Source organism: Arthrobacter sp. JDC6 (genome assembly GCF_056484025.1).
Genome location: NZ_CM151278.1, coordinates 2,257,651 through 2,275,252 on the forward strand (window position 1 = coordinate 2,257,651; position 17,602 = coordinate 2,275,252).

Sequence of the window (17,602 nt, forward strand, 5' to 3'; positions counted from 1 at the left end):
CATTGTAAGCCAGATCACTTTTCACTGCTGTCACAGCCTGTGACGGGCGTGGAAAACCCGTTGGCCGGGTACCGGTTAGCCGGCCTTGCGGCCCACTGCGAAGATGCGGCGGAAAGGCAAAACGGTGCCGTGGACCCCGCGGGGGTAGGCGTCCCGCAAAGAGGCCGCGTACTCGGTCTCGAAACTCCTGGCGTCCTCCTCGCCCAGGGCGGCCATCACAGGCCGCAGTGCCGTGCCCCGGACCCATTCCAGCACGGGGTCCGGCCCCGGCAGGACCTGCAGGTAGGTGGTTTCCCACGCATCCGCCGCGCAGCCGGCGTCGAGCAGGATCCGCAGGTATTCCTCCGGCTCCCCCACTGCCTCCCCGCCCCGCAGCACACCGTCCAGCTTTGCAGCCCAGCGGTCCGACCCCGCGAGGTTCCGCATCAGGGAGTGCGAGGGGGCGTTGAAATTGCCGGGTACCTGCAGGGCGAACCAGGCCCCCGGCCGGAGCACTTCCAGCCACTTGCGCATCATGTCCTGGTGGCCCGGAACCCACTGCAGGGCGGCGTTGCTGACCACAACGTCCGTCTCCGGACTGGGCATCCAGCCCTCGATGCCGGCCTGCTCAAAGCGAAGGGAGGGCTTCTCCTCCGCCAGTGCCGACGCCTTTGCCAGCATGTCCGCGGAGGAATCCAGGCCCAGGACCCGGGCGCCCGGCCAGCGGTCAGCCAGGGTTGCCGTCAGGTTCCCTGGCCCGCAGCCCAGGTCAACCACGCGCTTGGGCCGGTCGGCATGGATCCGGGCCGTGAGATCGAAGAACGGCCGGTTCCGGTAGTCGCCGAACTGGACATACTTGGCGGGGTCCCACTTCATGAATCTCTCCAGCTTCTGACGCGCACACGGGCAAGGCGTAGCCTAACCCGCCAGGGACTCCGGATCCGGCCGCAACGTGGCACTAAGGTTGAAGTCAATGAAACTCGTTGACCAGCTGATCGATCTGCCCGCCCCCGCCCCATCCGCCGCCGTCGACCCCGACGCCCTTTACACCCGGTTCGTGGAGTGGACGGAAAGCCGGGGCCTGTCGCTGTACCCGGCACAGGACGAGGCCATCATGGAGCAGGCAACCGGGGCGAACGTCATCCTGGCCACGCCCACCGGCTCAGGGAAGTCCCTGGTGGCCATTGCGGCGCACTTCCAGGCCATGGCCCAGGGCCGCCGAAGCTATTACACGGCACCGATCAAAGCCCTGGTGTCCGAGAAATTCTTCGCGCTCTGCGACATCTTCGGAGCAGAGAACGTGGGCATGATCACCGGCGACTCCGGGGTGAACCAGGATGCTCCCATCATCTGCTGCACCGCCGAGATCCTGGCCAACATCGCGCTCCGGGAAGGCGCCGCAGCCGAACTCGGTGCGGTGATCATGGACGAGTTCCACTTCTACTCCGACCCGCAGCGCGGCTGGGCCTGGCAGGTCCCCCTCCTGGAGCTTCCGCAGGCCCAGTTCCTGCTGATGTCCGCCACCCTGGGCGATGTCACCCGGTTCGAGGAGGGGCTCACGGCGCTGACCGGACGTGCGACCACCACCGTCAGTTCCGCCGAACGGCCCATTCCGCTGCACTACTACTACCACCAGACACCCGTCCACGAGACGCTGGAGGAGTTGTTGTCCACCCGGCAGGTGCCCGTCTATGTGGTGCACTTCAGCCAGCTCGAAGCGATCGACCGTGCCCAGAACCTGATGAGCATCAACGTGTGCACCCGGGAGGAAAAGGACAAAATCGCGGAGCTGATCGCCAACTTCCGGTTTGCCGCGGGCTTTGGGAAGACGCTGAACCGCCTGGTCCGCCATGGGATCGGTGTGCACCACGCCGGAATGCTGCCCAAGTACCGGCGGCTGGTGGAGCAGCTGGCGCAGGCGGGGCTGCTGAAGGTCATTTGCGGCACGGACACCCTGGGCGTGGGCATCAACGTCCCCATCCGGACGGTGCTGCTCACGGCTTTGAGCAAGTACGACGGCGTCCGCACCCGGCTGCTCAACCCGCGTGAGTTCCACCAGATTGCGGGCAGGGCAGGCCGTGCGGGCTACGACACCGCCGGGACAGTGGTGGTGCAGGCACCCGAGCACGTGACTGAGAACGTCAAGGCGATGGCCAAGGCCACCGCCAAGTTCGGCGATGACCAGAAGAAGCTGCGCCAGGTGGTGAAGAAAAAGCCGCCCGAGGGCTTCGTCTCCTGGGGTGAGCCCACGTTCAAGCGGTTGGTGGAATCGGTACCGGACCCGCTGACGTCCAGCTTCACGGTAACGCACGCCATGTTGATGAACCTGATGGAGCGGCCCGGCGACCCGTTCGCGGCGGCCCGGCGGCTGCTCACCGAAAACCACGAGCCGCGCGCTTCCCAGCTGCGGCTGATGAAGAAGGCCCTGGGCATTTACCGGGAACTGCTGGCCGCCGAAGTGATCGAACGCATCCCGCCGGAGGAGCAAGGCCCCGATGGCCGTTCCGTCCGGCTGACCGTCCATCTGCAGCCGAACTTCGCGCTGAACCAGCCGCTCTCCCCCTTTGCGCTTGCCGCACTGGAGCTCCTTGACCCGGAGTCGCCGTCGTACGCCCTGGACGTGGTGTCCGTGATCGAGGCGACCCTGGAGAAACCGCGGCAGATACTGTCGGCGCAGCAGAAGAAGGCGCGCGGCGAAGCGGTGGCCGCCATGAAGGCTGAGGGCATCGACTACGACCAGCGGATGGCCATGCTGGACGAGGTCACCTACCCCCAACCGCTCGCGGAGATCCTGGGCGAGGCGTTCGAGGTCTACCGGAAGGCCGCGCCGTGGGTGGGCGACTTTGAGCTTGCACCCAAGTCGGTAGTGCGCGACATGTACCAGCGGGCGATGAACTTTGGCGAATTCGTCCAGTTCTACGGCCTGGCCCGGTCCGAAGGAATCGTGCTGCGGTACCTTGCCGATGCCTTCAAGGCGTTGCGCCAGACTGTTCCGCAGGACATGCTTCGCGAGGACCTGGAAGACCTGATCGCCTGGCTGGGTGAGCTGGTGCGGCAGGTGGACTCCAGCCTCCTGGACGAATGGGAGGAGCTGGCCTCCGGGGCGGCGCCGACGCCGCATGACGCGCCGCCTCCCCCGCCGCCGTCGCTCACCTCCAACATCCGCGCCTTCCGGGTGATGGTGCGCAACGAGATGTTCCGGCGGGTGGAACTGTTCGCTGACGAGGACGCCACGGCGTTGGGCGAGCTCGACGGCGGTTCCGGGTGGGGTGCCGAACGCTGGGAAGACGCGCTGGACGACTACTTCGACGAACACGATGACATCGGGACCGGGCCCGACGCCCGCGGTCCGGGCCTGCTCATGATCACCGAGGAACCCGGAACGTGGAAGGTGCGCCAGATCTTCGATGACCCGGCGGGCAACCACGACTGGGGGATCTCCGCCGAGGTGGATCTTGCGGGCTCGGATGCCACCGGGACAGCGGTGGTCAAGGTGACGGAGGTTAACCGGCTCTGACACCGACCTGGCCGGGGCAGCCGTCCCGGCGCCGGCGGTAAGCTCGGAGAATGAGTGCAATCCGCCCCGCAACCCGCCACGACGTGCCCGCCATCCTCCGAATGATCCATGAACTGGCCCATTACGAGAAGGAACCCGACGCCGTCCGGAACACGCCCGAGCGCCTGGAACAGGTGCTCTTCGGCGACAACCCCCGCGTATTCGCGGCCATGGCCGAAAACGCGGCGGGCGAGGTGCAGGGCTTCGCGCTGTGGTTCCTGAACTACTCCACCTGGGAGGGCGTTCACGGGATCTACCTGGAGGACCTTTACGTCAGCCCGGAAGCCCGGGGCGAAGGCCACGGCAAGGCGCTGCTGCAGCACCTTGCGGCGATCGCGGTCGAGAATGGCTACGCACGGGTGGAATGGAGCGTGTTGGACTGGAACGAGCCCTCCATCAACTTTTACCGCCGCCTGGGTGCGCGCCCCATGGACGGCTGGTCCACCTTCAGGCTGACCGGCGAATCACTGGACCGGTTCGGCCGGGCCACGTCCCGCGACTCCCTTCCCGCTTCTGCCCGTGGCTGACGCGCGCCGGGTCCAGGCGACCGCCGTCGGGCATGACATCAGGGCCCGGCATGAATTCCGTGGCATGCGCACGGTGGAGCACTACTTCACAGTCCCGCTGGACCATTTTGCTTCGGAGGACCATGCCCTGGCCGGCGGCCAGCCTCGCGGCGAAACCATCACGGTTTTCGCCCGGGAGTACGTGTCTGCCGCGCACAGCGAAGAAGCCGCCGCGCGGCTGCCCTGGCTCCTCTTCCTGCAGGGCGGCCCGGGCGGCCGCGGCAACAGGTGGGGTTCCCTGGGTGGCTGGAGCAAAGCCGCGGCGCAGGACTTCCGCATCCTGATGCTTGACCAGCGCGGCACGGGCCTCTCCTCGCCCATTGACCGGAACACCCTGCCCGGCCGCGGAAGCGCGGCGGAGCAGGCGGCCTACCTGGAGCACTTCAGGGCGGACTCGATCGTGGCGGACGCGGAGTTGATCCGCCACGCCCTGGAATCACCGCCCTGGACGATTTACGGCCAGAGCTACGGCGGCTTCTGCGCGCTTACATACCTGTCCTTCGCGCCCGAAGGTCTGCGCGAGGTGATGGTCACGGGCGGCCTTGCCCCGCTCACCGGTTCCGCGGACGACGTGTACCGGGCCACGTACCAGCGGGTGGCGGCCCGCAACGACGAGTACTTCCGCTGGTATCCCGAGGACAGGAACGTTGTGGAGCGGATTGCCCGCCACCTGCGCTCCACGCCGGAATTCCTGCCCGACGGCGGGCCCCTCACCGTGGAGCGGTTCCAGATGGCGGGGGCGTTCCTGGGCGGCAACACGCGCGTGGACAGCCTCCACTACCTGCTCGAGGACGCCTTTGTGGACACGGCGGCCGGACCGCGCCTGTCCGACGCGTTCCTGGAGCAGCTCCAAGGCGTCATCTCCCGCCGGTCCAACCCGCTGTACGCGCTGATGCACGAATCCATCTATGGCCAGGGCCAGGCCACCGATTGGTCAGCGTGGCGGATGCTCGGCGAAAACCCCTGGTTCCGGCCGGATGCCGACCCGCTGCTGCTCACCGGGGAGATGGTGTATCCGTGGTACTTCGAGCAGGACCCTGCCCTCCGGCCCCTGCGGGAAGTGGCGGAACTGCTGGCCGGCAAACAGGACTGGAAGCCGCTGTACGACGCGCGGGTACTGGCCCGCAATACTGTTCCCGTGGCTGCGGCAGTCTACTCGGACGACATCTACGTGGACCGGGAGCTTTCGCTGCGGACCGCCGCTGCGGTGCGCGGGCTGCAGGTCTGGGAGACGGCGGACTTCCATCACGACGGAATCGCCGACGACGGTGAGCGGATTTTTGCCCGCTTGCTGGGCATGGTGCGGTCAGGCGGCCGCTGACCGGCGGTGTGACAGGCGCGTGGCCACCGCTGCGGCCAGGACGGCCGCCCCGATGGTCCCGCCCAGAAGGTTCAGGCCCAGGTAGCCGGCAACACCCAGGACAAGTCCCGACACCGCGCCGCCCAGAGCCCCCGCGGCCCCCATCAGCATGTCGGAGACACCCTGGACCGCCACCCGGGCTTCCTGCCCCACGCTTTCCGCCAGGAGCGTGGAGCCGGAAATCGTGGCCGCAGACCAGCCCATGCCCAGCAGGACCAGCCCGGTGGCCACCGCGGCGGTTGAGGACTGGCCGAACCCGGCAACGGCCACCGCCGCGATCAGCAGCGTGAAGCCGATCATGATGGTCTCCATCCTGCCCGCCCTGTCGGTCAACCAGCCCATGACCGGGGAGAGCGCAAACATCCCGGCGATGTGAAGTGAGATGGTGAAGCCTATGATGACCAGCACGTCCCCCTCGGCAACGTGCCCGGCGTGCGGACCGGGTCCCTCCACGAGGTGCTGGAGGTGCAGCGGCGTCATCGACATCACGCCGACCATCACCGCGTGGGCTGCCACGACGCCCGTCACCGCCAGCAGTGCTGTCCGCGATCCACGGATGGCACGAAGCCCCCGGCTGAGCGAACCCGGGGAGGCAGCTGCGGCGGCCGCGGAGACAGTGGGTGGGGCGTCCATGGGAGGGGCTTGCGAGGGGGCGGCGGCAGCGACCCCGGTTCGCGCTGCCGCCGACGGCGGAACGGCTCCACCAGGGCCGGCGGCCGCACGTTGGCGTGCCAGCAGCAAGGGGTCGGGGCGAAGGCCTGCGAACAGGATTACAGTGGCAATGAGGAGCCCGGCCCCGGAAATCACAAAAGGACCAGCAACCGGAGGCAGGCCCAATGCTGCCCCCACGGCTGTGCCCGGCTGGATCAGGTTGGGTCCGGCAACGGCGCCGACAGTCACGGCCCAGACCACGGTGGACAGCGCCCGCCCGCGGTGTTCGGCAGGAGCGAGATCGACGGCGGCAAACCTTGCCTGCAGGCTCGCGGCCGTGCCCACCCCTATGCCTGCCGATCCAAGCAGCAGCAGGACGAAGAGGCCGGAGACAACGGCCAGCACCATCAGCACGGCGCCTGCCAAAGCGGCCGAGAGACCGGCCACCTGCCCGGCCCGGCGTCCGCGCCGTTCCGCCAGCGATGCCAGCGGCAGTGCCGCGGCCGCGGCCCCGAGGGTCATCACCGTGGCAACGGCACCCGCCCAGGCGCTGGAACCGGAGAGTTCCACGGCCAGGATTGAGCCTATGGAGACGGTTGATCCCGTCCCAAGTCCACTGAATACCTGGGCCACGCTCAAGAGCACAACAGTGCGCCGCTGCACGTGGCGCACGTCCTGCTCCATCACAAGTGTGCGGGCCATGTTCAGAGCATAGTCCCGGCGCGGCGCACGCCACAGGGGTTTTTGCCCGCTGCCTCAGGAAGGGTTAAATGCCGGATCCCGGCCGCGCGTGCGGCCGGGATCCGGCGGATTTGAGCGGGCGGGGGCGCCTAGTCGACGTCGCTGTGGCTCCTGCGGACGTCTTCCTCAAGCCGGGGATCCATCTTGGCAGCCTGCGCCTTGGAGCTGACCAGGCTGGCGACCACGGCGATGATGATGGTGCCCACAATGACGGCAAGGGAGACGAACGTGGGAATCTCCGGCGCCCATTCGATGTGGTGTCCACCGTTGATGAAGGGCAGCTCGTTCACGTGCATGGCGTGCAGGACCAGCTTGACGCCGATGAACGCGAGGATGAAGGACAGTGCGTGCTTCAGGTAGATGAGCCGGTTCATCAGGCCACCGAGCAGGAAGTACAGCTGCCGCAGTCCCATGAGGGCGAAAAGGTTGGCCGTGAAGACAATGAAAGGGCTCTGGGTCAGGCCGAAGATGGCGGGAATGGAGTCAACCGCGAACAGCAGGTCCGTGAGGCCGATGGTGATGAAGACGATCACCATGGGGGTGAACACCTTCTTGCCGTTCACCGTGGTCCGCAGCTTGCCCCCGTCGAACTTCTCGGACATGGGGATGACCTTGCGGATCCTGGCAATCAGCGGGTTTTCCCGGTCTTCTTCCTCTTCGCCCTCGTCCTGGGCCTGCTTCCAGGCCGTCCACAGCAGGAATGCGCCAAAGATGTAGAACACCCAGCTGAACTGTTCGATGACGATGGCGCCCAGCATGATGAAGATGCCTCGCAGGACCAGCGCGATGATGATGCCCACCATCAGCACTTCCTGCTGGTACTTCCGGGGCACGGAGAACCTGGCCATGATGATGATGAACACGAACAGGTTGTCGATGCTGAGGCTGTATTCGGTGACCCAGCCGGCCACGAACTGGCTGCCGAACTCGGCACCCGTGAAAGCGAACATGGCACCGGCAAAGGCCAGGGCGAGGCTGACATAGAAGGCTACCCACAGACCGGCTTCCTTCATGGACGGCTCGTGCGGCCGCCGGACCACCAGGAGGAGATCGATCAGGAGAATCAGGCCAAGGACGACAAATGAGCCGACCTCGAACCAAACAGGCAAATCAAGCACAGGGAAGCCTTTCGCAGGGTACACAAAAATGGTGTAAGTCTCTCCGGCCTGCCTGTGCACTTGGTGCTGATGCGGCGGCCCGCTACGCCCGGCAGGGCAACTGTGCCCTGCGTGTTGACGATCGTAGCGCTTGGGATACTCCCCTACGTGCCATTAACTGTACCCCAGGGGGCTGACCGGCGCGCCCCGGGACGCGGGCGCACGTCGCTGGATAACGTTTTCCCCCAAACCGTTGACGGCCGCCGGCACGCTTGCAATAATCACGTCCAGGCGGGAAAGCGGTTTCTCGCTTCGACCCGGCGTCCCGGCGTCATTCCCAGAAAATCAAGGTTGGTCAATGAAGACTCCTCATCGCACTGGCGTGGTGGCCAAGGCCCTTGCCACCGCCGCCGCGCTGGCCATGCTGGCCAGCGGCTGTTCGTCCTCCCCCTCTTCATCGTCGGGCGACGGCGGAAACGTCACCATCCGCTTCACCTGGTGGGGCAACGACCTGCGGAACAAGCAGACGCAGCAGGTGATCGATGCATTCCAGGCTTCGCATCCCAACATCACCGTCAAGGCTGAGCCCGGGGTGTGGAGCAGTTACTGGGACAAGCTGGCCACCACCACGGCCGCCAACGATTCACCGGACGTGATCCAGATGGACCAGGCATACATCGCCGAGTACGGCGGCCGGGGCGCGCTGCTGGACCTGTCCAAGCAGGGCAACGTCGACACGTCCAAGATTGACCAGGACGCCCTGAAGTCCGGCCAGGTGAGCGGCAAGCAGTACGGCCTGAGCACCGGGCAGAACGCCAAGGCCGTGATGATCAACACCAAGATGTTCCAGGACTACGGGGTTCCCATCCCGGATGACAAAACCTGGACCTGGGACGACTACGCCCGGACCGCCGCCCAGATCGCGGCGGCTGCGGGCAAGGCCGGCCAGACCAACTACGGCAGCTCCTACTCCCTGACCGACTCCGACCTGAACACCTGGGCCATGCAGCACGGCGAGTCGCTGTACTCGGCGGATGGCGGCCTCGGCTTTGACGAGGGCACGGCAGCGTCCTTCTTCCAGAACGTGTTGAACCTGCGTAACAAGGGCGCCGCCCCACCGGCCAACATTGCCACCGAGGACATCAGCGCCCCCGTGGAACAAACCCTGTTCGCCACCGGCAAGACGGCCATGTCGTGGTGGTGGACCAACCAGGTGAATGCGCTCCAGTCCGCACTGAAGACCGAGGTGAAGATCCTGCGGGCACCCAGCTCCACCGGCAGCGCCAAGGACAACGGCATGTCCTACAAGCCGTCCATGTTCTGGTCAGTTTCCTCGCGCAGCAAGCACCCCAAGGAAGCCGCAGAAGTGGTCAACTACATGCTCAACAACCTGGATGCGGCCAAGACCATCCTGACTGAACGCGGCTTCCCCACCAACTCCGAGGTCCAGACGGCGATCGACCCGCTGCTGACCCCTGCGGACAAGGCCGCTGCCGCGTTCCTGAAGGACATCAAGCCGGACCTGAAGAGCGGTCCGCCGGTACCTCCCACCGGTTCCTCCGGCGTGCAGGCGCTTATCCAGCCGTACAGCACTGATGTCCTGTTCGACCGGAAATCCCCTTCAGATGCAGCGAAGGGCCTGATGCAGGAAGCAAAGGGAATGATCGACTCCGCCAGGAAGTAAGGCAACAGCACCACAGCAGAGAAAGCGCGACGGCGGGCACCCGGGGTGGGTGCCCGCCGTTTCCGGTCATGGCTGCGGCTGCCTGGAAAGCAGCGCCTAGGCGTGGCCGGCCGCCTGCATCTGCCGCAGCTCCTTCTTCAGGTCGCTGACTTCGTCGCGGATGCGGGCCGCCACCTCGAACTGCAGTTCAGCCGCAGCGCCGTGCATCTGTTCCGTCAGCTGCTCGATCAGGCCCACCAGGTCCTCGGCCGGTGCAGCGGCCAGCCCGTCCGCACGCACCTGCGCTGCGCCCTTGGCGCCCGACTTGCTGCGCTTGGCACCCTTGGCCAGCCGGTTGTTGTTCAACAGTTCCTGGGTGTCGGCGTCCTCGCGGGCCAGCTGGTCCGTGATGTCCGCGATCTTCTTGCGCAGCGGTTGCGGGTCAACGCCGTGTTCCTTGTTGTAGGCCACCTGGATGGCGCGCCGCCGGTTGGTTTCGTCGATGGCGTTGGCCATGGAGTCAGTGATCCGGTCCGCGTACATGTGCACCTGGCCCGACACGTTGCGGGCGGCACGGCCTATGGTCTGGATGAGCGACGTTGAGGAGCGCAGGAAGCCTTCCTTGTCTGCGTCCAGGATACTTACCAGGGAGACCTCCGGCAGGTCCAGTCCTTCACGGAGCAGGTTGATGCCCACCAGGACGTCGAAGCTGCCGAGGCGCAGCTCCCGCAGGAGTTCAACGCGCCGCAGCGTGTCAACGTCGGAGTGGAGGTACTCCACCCTGATGCCGTGCCCCAGGAGGTAGTCCGTCAGGTCTTCGGCCATGCGCTTGGTAAGCGTAGTGACCAGGACCCGCTCATCCTTCTCCACCCGGGTGCGGATCTCGCCCAGCAGGTCATCGATCTGGCCCTTGGTTGGTTTGACGATCACTTCGGGGTCGATCAGCCCGGTGGGGCGGATGATCTGCTGGACGAAGCCGTCGGCCTTGCCAAGTTCGTACTTGCCGGGGGTGGCGGAAAGGTAGACGGTCTGGCCGATCCGTTCCAGGAACTCATCCCACTTGAGGGGCCGGTTGTCCATGGCGGAGGGCAGCCGGAAGCCGTGGTCCACCAGGGTCCGCTTCCGGGACATGTCGCCTTCGTACATGGCACCGATCTGCGGGATGGTCACGTGGGATTCATCCACCACCAGCAGGAAGTCGTCCGGGAAGTAGTCCAGCAGGCAGTGCGGCGCAGATCCGCCGGGGCGGCCGTCGATGTGCCGCGAGTAGTTCTCGATGCCGTTGCAGAAGCCCATCTGCTGCATCATTTCGAGGTCGTAGGTGGTCCGCATGCGGAGGCGCTGTGCCTCCACCAGCTTGTTCTGGCCCTCCAGGACCGCCAGCCGCTCCGCGAGCTCGGCCTCGATGGTCTTGATGGCGCGGCTCATCCGCTCCGGCCCGGCCACGTAGTGCGACGCGGGGAAGACGTACATCTCCGTCTCCTCCCGGATGACATCGCCCGTCACCGGATGGAGGGTGTAGATGTTTTCCACTTCATCCCCGAAGAACTCGATCCGCAGCGCCAGTTCCTCGTACATGGGGATGATCTCGACCGTGTCGCCCCGTACCCGGAACGTGCCGCGGTGGAAGTCCATGTCGTTCCGGGCATACTGCATGGACACGAACTTGCGCAGCAGGGCATCCCGGTTCATCTCCTGGCCCCTGCGCAGCGTGACCATCCCTGCGATGTATTCCTCCGGCGTTCCCAGGCCGTAGATGCAGGACACGGTGGCCACCACGATGACGTCACGGCGGGTCAGGAGGGCATTGGTGGCGGAGTGGCGCAGCCGTTCGACTTCCTCATTGATGGAGGAGTCCTTTTCGATGAACGTGTCCGTCTGCGGGACGTAGGCTTCGGGCTGGTAGTAGTCGTAATAGGAAACGAAGTATTCCACCGCGTTATTGGGCAGGAGTTCGCGGAACTCGTTGGCCAGCTGGGCGGCGAGGGTCTTGTTCTGCACCATTACCAGGGTGGGGCGCTGCACCTGTTCGATGAGCCAGGCAGTGGTGGCGCTCTTACCGGTACCCGTGGCACCGAGCAGCACCACGTCCTTCTCGCCGTTGTTGATCCGCTCCGTCAGCTCCGCGATGGCCGCCGGCTGGTCGCCCGCGGGCTTGAATTCGCTGATGACCTCAAAGGGCGCTACAACACGGTTGATCTCCTGCGCAAGGCTCATGGATCTAATCTACAACCGGGCACCGACACTGGGCGGTCCCGTCCGTTACAGGCGAACAGCCGCCCGTCCAAGGACCTGCCTCAGGACGCGTACGACGGCGGCACCCACCCTGTTGCCTCGGCCCAGGCGGACATGCGCGGCCAGGCAACGTCGGTGAACCAGGGCTCCTTGGCGTCCGCGTAGGCCCTGGTGGTGGCGGAGTCCGCGAAGCGTCCTGCCAGGTCCGCCTTGTGCGCTTCGTAAAGCCGGACCGCGGAGGGGTCAGTCCGCAGCCAGTCGCGGAACATCAGCGCGTAACGCCACCCGGCCGAGCCGGCGGCCCGGACATGGACGTTCACGGCCCGGCACGGGTCCGCATTGGCGTGGAACCGCTTCTGCCATCCGGCATGATCAGGGGCGTTGGGCTTCGGGGTGTCCGATTCGGCTCCCCGTACTGCCGGGAAGCCGGCAGCCGCCAGGAGCGGTGCGATCCTGTCCGCGGTTTCCAGGTCGGGCACCGCCACTTGCAGGTCGATGACGTCCTTGGCGGCCAGGCCGTGAACGGAGGTGGAGCCGATGTGGTCCACGGCCAGGATAAGGCCGGGCGCAGCCGCTTCCAGCCGGGCCGCGATCCGGGCCGCCTGCCGTGCCCATTCCTTCCGGTGCGGCTCCAGCACCGGTCCCCCCTTCCGCGGTGCTCGGGTCCCGGCCGCCAGGTTGCGCGCAAACGGCACCAGCCGCCCGTCCCAGAGCCTGTCTACCTGCTCAAGCAGGTGCAGGATGGTGCCGGAGTTGTCCAGGACGACGTCGGCAACGGCCAGCCGTGCCTCCCGGGTGGCCTGGGCGGCCATCCGCGCACGCGCCGCTTCGGCGGTCATGCCGCGCTGCTCCTGCATGCGTTGCATCCGCACCTCGTCCGGGGCGTCCACCACCAGCACCAGGTGGAAGGCGGCCCCCTGCCCCGTCTCCACCAGAAGGGGGATGTCCTGGACCACAATGGCGTCTTCCGGCGCCGCTGCCGTGATGGCGGCGGCGCGGGCGCGTACCAGGGGGTGGACGATGGCGTTCAGCGCAGCCAGGCGCTCCTGGTTGCCGAACACCGCCCCGCCGAGCCGTGCGCGGTCCAGCCGCCCGGCGCCGTCGAGCATGTCCGCGCCGAACTCCCCCACAATCCGCTCGAGGCCCTCGGTGCCGGGCTCAACCACCTCCCGTGCCAGCGCATCTGCGTCCACCAGCACGGCGCCACGTTCCTTCAGCCGCGCGGCCACCACCGATTTCCCTGAAGCGATCCCGCCCGTCAGCCCGATTTTCAGCACCCCGCCAGCCTACTAGTCCCCGGCCGCAGGTCCGCCGCCTGGAAGCAGGGAGGTGAGGCCGCCGGCGGGTGGGCCTAGACTGGGGCGGATGCAAGAGCAAGACAGCCGGTCAGGCACCTACACCACGCTGGCGGCCGGCCGGGACTTCCGGCACGAACTCGAGATCAAGCGCTCCCGGTTCATCACGGTCCTGCGGAGGGCCGGCACGGAGGCTGCGGCCCGTGACCTGGTGGCGGACCTCCGCCGGGAATTCCACGACGCGCGCCACCATTGCTCGGCGTTTGTCCTTGGGCCGGACCGCACCATCCAGCGCTCCAGCGACGACGGCGAACCTGCCGGGACTGCAGGCATCCCCATGCTCGAAGCCCTGCTGAAGAGGGAGACCGCACCCGGGGTGACCGACCTCAGTGACACCAGTGCCGTCGTCGTGCGTTATTTCGGCGGCGTCCTGCTCGGCGCCGGTGGGCTGGTCCGGGCCTACTCCGAGTCGGTTTCGGCAGCCCTGGACCTGGCGCCCCTGGTCCGCCGCAGCAGGCTGCGGATCTGTTCCACGGCGGTACCGCACGCCGCCGCAGGGCGGCTGGAGAACGACCTGCGTGCCACCGGCGCCGTCATGGCGGAGACCAGCTACCAGGACCGGCACACGGTGCTGCGGATTGCCGTGCCGGACCACGCAGCCGCCATAGCTGCCGCAACTGACCGCGTCCTGCAGCTGACGGCAGGGTCTGCCACGCTCACGCCCGGTGAAACGGAATGGGTGGATGAAGCCATCACCTGAAGTGACCCTGGTGGACGTCGATGAAGCCGTAGCGGACCAGCTGCTCCAGCTGGCCAAGCGCGACGCCTCCCCGGATGAAGTCGCTCCCCCACTGGGCGGCCCCGGCTGGAACCTGGAGCGCACCGCCTGGTTCTACAGCTACCATCACGCTGCGGCAGCCGGGTTGGGAGGCCCCGCAGCGGAAAAGTCCTGGGCCGTCTTCAGCGGCAGCCGGATTGCCGGCTCCGTGCGCCTCAAACGGAACGCTGGTGCCGACGTGCCTTCCGCGGAAACCGGGATCTGGCTTGGCCGGAGCTTCCGTTCGCGCGGGATCGGCACCGCCGCCCTGGACCTGGTCCTGGCGGAGGCCCGCCGGGCCGGCCTGAGGCGCGTCACCGCGCGTACCCTGGCTGGGAACCACCGCGCCCAGCGGCTGCTCGCGGCAGCCGGGGCGGCACTGACCTCTGACGGCGAAGGGACGGTCCTCGCCGTCGTCGACCTGTAGGCCCGGCTGACCGCAACGCCCCATGCGTTGTCGGGCAGCTGCCAGCCAGCTGTCGCGTTAAAGCACAACGGGCCCCCGCTTTCGCGGGGGCCCCTTGCGTCAGCCCGGAATCCGGGCCGGCGGCAATTAGTTGCCGGTCAGCTTCTCGCGCAGGGCAGCAAGTGCCTCGTCCGAAGCCAGGGTGCCGGCACCGGTGTCGGTGGCAGCAGGCTCGGAGGAGTAGCTGGTGGCGCCGGAATCGCCGTCACCGGACGTTGCGGCAGCAGCGTCGTCAGCAGCGTGCTGGGCAACCTGCTTCTTGTGGGCTTCCCAACGGGCCTGGGCGTCAGCGTACTGCTGCTCCCAAGCGGCGCGCTGGGTCTCGTAGCCTTCGAGCCATTCGTTGGACTCGGGGTCGAAGCCCTCGGGGTACTTGTAGTTGCCCTCTTCGTCGTACTCTGCGGCCATGCCGTACAGAGCCGGATCGAATTCGGTGCTGTCGGCGTCGACGCCCTCGTTGGCCTGCTTGAGGGACAGCGAGATGCGGCGGCGTTCCAGGTCGATGTCGATGACCTTGACGAACAGTTCGTCGCCAACGGAGACAACCTGCTCGGCCAGCTCCACGTGGCGCACGGCCAGCTCGGAGATGTGGACCAGGCCTTCGATGCCGTCTTCGACGCGGACGAACGCACCGAACGGAACCAGCTTGGTGACCTTACCCGGGACAACCTGGCCCAGGGCGTGGGTGCGGGCGAAGGTCTGCCACGGGTCTTCCTGCGTAGCCTTGAGCGACAGGGAGACGCGCTCGCGGTCCAGGTCGACCTCGAGGACCTCGACGGTGACTTCCTGGCCAACCTCGACAACCTCGGACGGGTGGTCGATGTGCTTCCAGGACAGCTCGGAAACGTGGACCAGGCCGTCTACGCCGCCCAGGTCCACGAAGGCACCGAAGTTGACGATGGAGGAAACAACGCCGGGACGGACCTGGCCCTTTTCCAGCTTGTTGAGGAAGGTGGAGCGGACCTCGGACTGGGTCTGCTCCAGCCATGCACGGCGGGACAGGACCACGTTGTTGCGGTTCTTGTCCAGCTCGATGATCTTGGCTTCGATCTGCTGGCCGATGTACGGAGCCAGGTCGCGCACGCGGCGCATCTCGACGAGGGATGCGGGCAGGAAGCCGCGCAGGCCGATGTCGAGGATAAGACCACCCTTGACAACCTCGATGACGGTACCGGTGACGACACCGTCTTCTTCCTTGACCTTCTCGATGTCGCCCCAGGCACGCTCGTACTGAGCGCGCTTCTTGGAGAGGATCAGGCGGCCTTCTTTGTCTTCCTTGGTGAGCACCAGGGCTTCGACCTGATCGCCAACGGAGACGACGTCTCCGGGGTCAACGTCGTGCTTGATGGAAAGCTCGCGGGAGGGGATGACACCTTCGGTCTTGTAACCGATGTCGAGCAGAACTTCGTCGCGGTCGACCTTGACGACGGTACCTTCGACGAGGTCTCCGTCGTTGAAGTACTTGATGGTCGCGTCGACTGCTGCGAGGAAGTCCTCAGCGGTACCGATGTCGTTAATGGCGACTACGGGGGTACCGGGCTTCTCGGTGGAGGTGATGGTCATGTAGTAGGGGCTCCGTTGTGGATAGTTAGTCGGTCAGGCAAACCGGCGCGCCCGCGTTATGGAACGCAGGCGCGATTCGCGGTGAATCCGACGGATCCTCCGGGTCATCCTGATTTTGTGGATTGCTTTCAATGCGCCCCGCGAGGGGACGCAAGTGCGTGCACGTGGTACACGCCCGTTTATTCTAGTCGCTGCCCGCAATTCGGGTCAAAGCGGGCAGGCGCAGTACGCCGGTGGCGCGTTCACCCAGGACCGGACCCCATGCAGTCAACCGACCTCAGAAGTGGGTGAGGCAGTGCGTCGCCCGTTCGACGGCGAACATCTGCATGGCCGTCAACGCCGAACCTGCCGTGTGCTCCCGGATTTTGCCGGCTGCCGCCAGCGTAACCGGACTGACCCCGCCGACGTAGATGGACGACAGGGCGGACACATCGAGGGTCAGGTCCGCCTCCGCGGTTTCCGGCAGGCGCTCGACGGTGGCCTGGCTGCCGTCAGACGAAAGGGCGTATGTTCCAGCCGTGAGGCCGAGCGGGTCCAGGACTTTCAGCGCCAGGCGGCCTGCAGTTGGGTAATGCCGCCCGGAGAGTGCCTTGGGGACATCGAGGATGCGCAGCCAGAGCATGTCCCGGCTGTCCGAGGAGTCGATGCAGCGGGGATCGTCCAGGGCCCAGGCCAGGGGGTCGTCCAACGGGGCTTCCGTCCAGGACACGCGGTCCACCAGATCGATGGCACCAAGGAACTGCCAGAGTTCCAGGTAGGCATCGTTGCTGCCGGCCAGCAGGTCCACTACTTCCACGGTGTAGGGCTCGGTGTCCCAGCCGAGGAACTTGTAGGAAACGTAGCCGTCAATGTCGCCGCCCGGGCCGTAGTGGAGCGCCACCTTGATGGCGGGATCCTCCTTGCCGTCGCGGCCGAGCGCGCCCGACGCAAGCAGCCGATACCAGTCCTGCCGGCCTACGGACCCCGGAGTCAGCCGGTGCACCTGGTCGAAGACTTCAGGAGCCAGCTGCAGCAGGGCCTTGGGGTCGGCGACCTCCACGGTGCCGGTGGCCTGGTGCCGCAGGCTGAACCGCGCAGTGGTGTCCACCTTGGCAGTGCGTTCAAAGCTGGCCACGCCGTAGCCGAACCGGCCATAGATGGTTCCCTCTGATGCGGTCAGCGCCGCCACCGCCACCCCGTCGTCCTTCGCGAGCTGCAGGTCCTCGCTCATCATCCGCCGCAGCAGCCCCCGCCGCCGGTGCGAGGTGCGGACGGTAACGGCGGTGACCAGGTGGGCTTCCACCAGGCGCCCGAAGCCTACGTTGAGGGTATTGCGCATGGTGCCGAAGGTGGCCACCGGCACGTCCGCGGGCAGCGACGAGGGCGCTACCGGGCCCGTTTGGTAGGCGCCGGTGAGGACGCGCCGGTCTGCCTCATACGTTTCGAGCGTCTTCGCGACGTGTTCCGGGGTGCGGGTGGATTCGTGGAAGCCGAAGGATACGGCGCGGCTCCAGGTTTCCGCCTGGGCGTAACCGTCTTTGCCCCTGGATACAGCACCAAAGCGCCGGATTTCGTAGTTTCCACTCAGATCAGCCACGCACCTGAGCCTAGCCAAGACCTCCGGCGCCTGGCCA

13 protein-coding genes are annotated in these 17,602 nt (G+C 66.6%); 6 read left to right on the plus strand and 7 right to left on the minus strand.

Features of this window, described 5'->3' with window-relative positions; genetic code table 11:
- Positions 1-75: 75 nt before the first annotated feature.
- Positions 76-855 (minus strand): trans-aconitate 2-methyltransferase, encoded by a 780-nt coding sequence (locus ACV095_RS10545; protein ID WP_478223401.1) that lies wholly within the window; start codon positions 853-855, stop codon positions 76-78.
- Positions 856-952: 97 nt separating this feature from the next.
- On the opposite strand from ACV095_RS10545, the gene ACV095_RS10550 reads away from it, so the two are divergent.
- The 3 genes from ACV095_RS10550 (at position 953) to ACV095_RS10560 (ending at position 5,422) form a co-directional block, all read left to right on the plus strand.
- Positions 953-3,496 (plus strand): DEAD/DEAH box helicase, encoded by a 2,544-nt coding sequence (locus ACV095_RS10550; protein ID WP_478223402.1) that lies wholly within the window; start codon positions 953-955, stop codon positions 3,494-3,496.
- Between the two features lie 50 nt (positions 3,497-3,546).
- Positions 3,547-4,062, plus strand: coding sequence for a GNAT family N-acetyltransferase (locus ACV095_RS10555; RefSeq protein WP_018771992.1), 516 nt, complete (start codon positions 3,547-3,549; stop codon positions 4,060-4,062).
- 64 nt (positions 4,063-4,126) lie between these two features.
- Positions 4,127-5,422, plus strand: a complete 1,296-nt coding sequence (locus tag ACV095_RS10560; protein WP_478223442.1) for an alpha/beta fold hydrolase — start codon at positions 4,127-4,129, stop codon at positions 5,420-5,422.
- Here ACV095_RS10560 and ACV095_RS10565 read toward each other — a convergent pair.
- Together ACV095_RS10565 and ACV095_RS10570 are read right to left on the minus strand one after the other, a co-directional pair.
- Complete coding sequence (locus tag ACV095_RS10565; RefSeq protein ID WP_018771994.1) at positions 5,408-6,814, minus strand: MFS transporter; 1,407 nt, start codon at positions 6,812-6,814, stop codon at positions 5,408-5,410. The two genes, ACV095_RS10560 and ACV095_RS10565, sit on opposite strands and share 15 nt — an antisense overlap.
- Before the next feature lie 128 nt (positions 6,815-6,942).
- Positions 6,943-7,971 carry a TerC family protein gene (locus tag ACV095_RS10570; RefSeq protein WP_018771995.1) on the minus strand — a complete coding sequence of 343 codons (1,029 nt, stop codon included), beginning with the start codon at positions 7,969-7,971 and terminating at the stop codon, positions 6,943-6,945.
- 337 nt (positions 7,972-8,308) lie between these two features.
- Between ACV095_RS10570 and ACV095_RS10575 the strand changes: the two genes are divergently transcribed.
- A complete protein-coding gene (locus ACV095_RS10575) occupies positions 8,309-9,634 on the plus strand; it encodes an ABC transporter substrate-binding protein (RefSeq protein WP_478221789.1) in 1,326 nt (441 codons plus the stop codon).
- A gap of 96 nt (positions 9,635-9,730) precedes the next feature.
- Here the strand turns inward: ACV095_RS10575 and uvrB are convergent, their stop codons facing one another.
- Together uvrB and coaE are read right to left on the minus strand one after the other, a co-directional pair.
- The gene (gene uvrB / locus ACV095_RS10580) at positions 9,731-11,830 is read right to left on the minus strand and encodes an excinuclease ABC subunit UvrB (protein WP_018771997.1); all 2,100 of its coding nucleotides are present in this window, start codon (positions 11,828-11,830) and stop codon (positions 9,731-9,733) included.
- Between the two features lie 80 nt (positions 11,831-11,910).
- Positions 11,911-13,125 (minus strand): dephospho-CoA kinase, encoded by a 1,215-nt coding sequence (coaE, locus tag ACV095_RS10585; RefSeq protein WP_478221790.1) that lies wholly within the window; start codon positions 13,123-13,125, stop codon positions 11,911-11,913.
- A gap of 88 nt (positions 13,126-13,213) precedes the next feature.
- On the opposite strand from coaE, the gene ACV095_RS10590 reads away from it, so the two are divergent.
- Together ACV095_RS10590 and ACV095_RS10595 are read left to right on the plus strand one after the other, a co-directional pair.
- Entirely contained in the window at positions 13,214-13,903 is a 690-nt protein-coding gene (locus tag ACV095_RS10590; protein WP_018771999.1) for an IMPACT family protein, read from the plus strand.
- Complete coding sequence (locus tag ACV095_RS10595) at positions 13,887-14,387, plus strand: GNAT family N-acetyltransferase (RefSeq protein WP_018772000.1); 501 nt, start codon at positions 13,887-13,889, stop codon at positions 14,385-14,387. The genes ACV095_RS10590 and ACV095_RS10595 overlap by 17 nt, the downstream gene beginning before the upstream one ends.
- 126 nt (positions 14,388-14,513) lie before the next feature.
- Here ACV095_RS10595 and rpsA read toward each other — a convergent pair whose 3' ends face one another.
- Together rpsA and ACV095_RS10605 are read right to left on the minus strand one after the other, a co-directional pair.
- Positions 14,514-15,989 carry a 30S ribosomal protein S1 gene (rpsA, locus tag ACV095_RS10600; RefSeq protein WP_018770974.1) on the minus strand — a complete coding sequence of 492 codons (1,476 nt, stop codon included), beginning with the start codon at positions 15,987-15,989 and terminating at the stop codon, positions 14,514-14,516.
- A gap of 277 nt (positions 15,990-16,266) precedes the next feature.
- Positions 16,267-17,565 carry a GNAT family N-acetyltransferase gene (locus ACV095_RS10605; RefSeq protein WP_208324280.1) on the minus strand — a complete coding sequence of 433 codons (1,299 nt, stop codon included), beginning with the start codon at positions 17,563-17,565 and terminating at the stop codon, positions 16,267-16,269.
- Positions 17,566-17,602 lie beyond the last annotated feature (37 nt).

Coding starts and splice junctions, on each gene's coding strand:
- ACV095_RS10565 (WP_018771994.1), bottom strand. CDS start 6,814: ATGGCCCGCACACTTGTGATGGAGCAGGACGTGCGCCACGTGCAGCGG.
- ACV095_RS10550 (WP_478223402.1), top strand. CDS start 953: ATGAAACTCGTTGACCAGCTGATCGATCTGCCCGCCCCCGCCCCATCC.
- ACV095_RS10545 (WP_478223401.1), bottom strand. CDS start 855: ATGAAGTGGGACCCCGCCAAGTATGTCCAGTTCGGCGACTACCGGAAC.
- uvrB (WP_018771997.1), bottom strand. CDS start 11,830: ATGAGCCTTGCGCAGGAGATCAACCGTGTTGTAGCGCCCTTTGAGGTC.
- ACV095_RS10590 (WP_018771999.1), top strand. CDS start 13,214: ATGCAAGAGCAAGACAGCCGGTCAGGCACCTACACCACGCTGGCGGCC.
- ACV095_RS10575 (WP_478221789.1), top strand. CDS start 8,309: ATGAAGACTCCTCATCGCACTGGCGTGGTGGCCAAGGCCCTTGCCACC.
- ACV095_RS10555 (WP_018771992.1), top strand. CDS start 3,547: ATGAGTGCAATCCGCCCCGCAACCCGCCACGACGTGCCCGCCATCCTC.
- rpsA (WP_018770974.1), bottom strand. CDS start 15,989: ATGACCATCACCTCCACCGAGAAGCCCGGTACCCCCGTAGTCGCCATT.
- ACV095_RS10595 (WP_018772000.1), top strand. CDS start 13,887: ATGAAGCCATCACCTGAAGTGACCCTGGTGGACGTCGATGAAGCCGTA.
- ACV095_RS10560 (WP_478223442.1), top strand. CDS start 4,127: ATGCGCACGGTGGAGCACTACTTCACAGTCCCGCTGGACCATTTTGCT.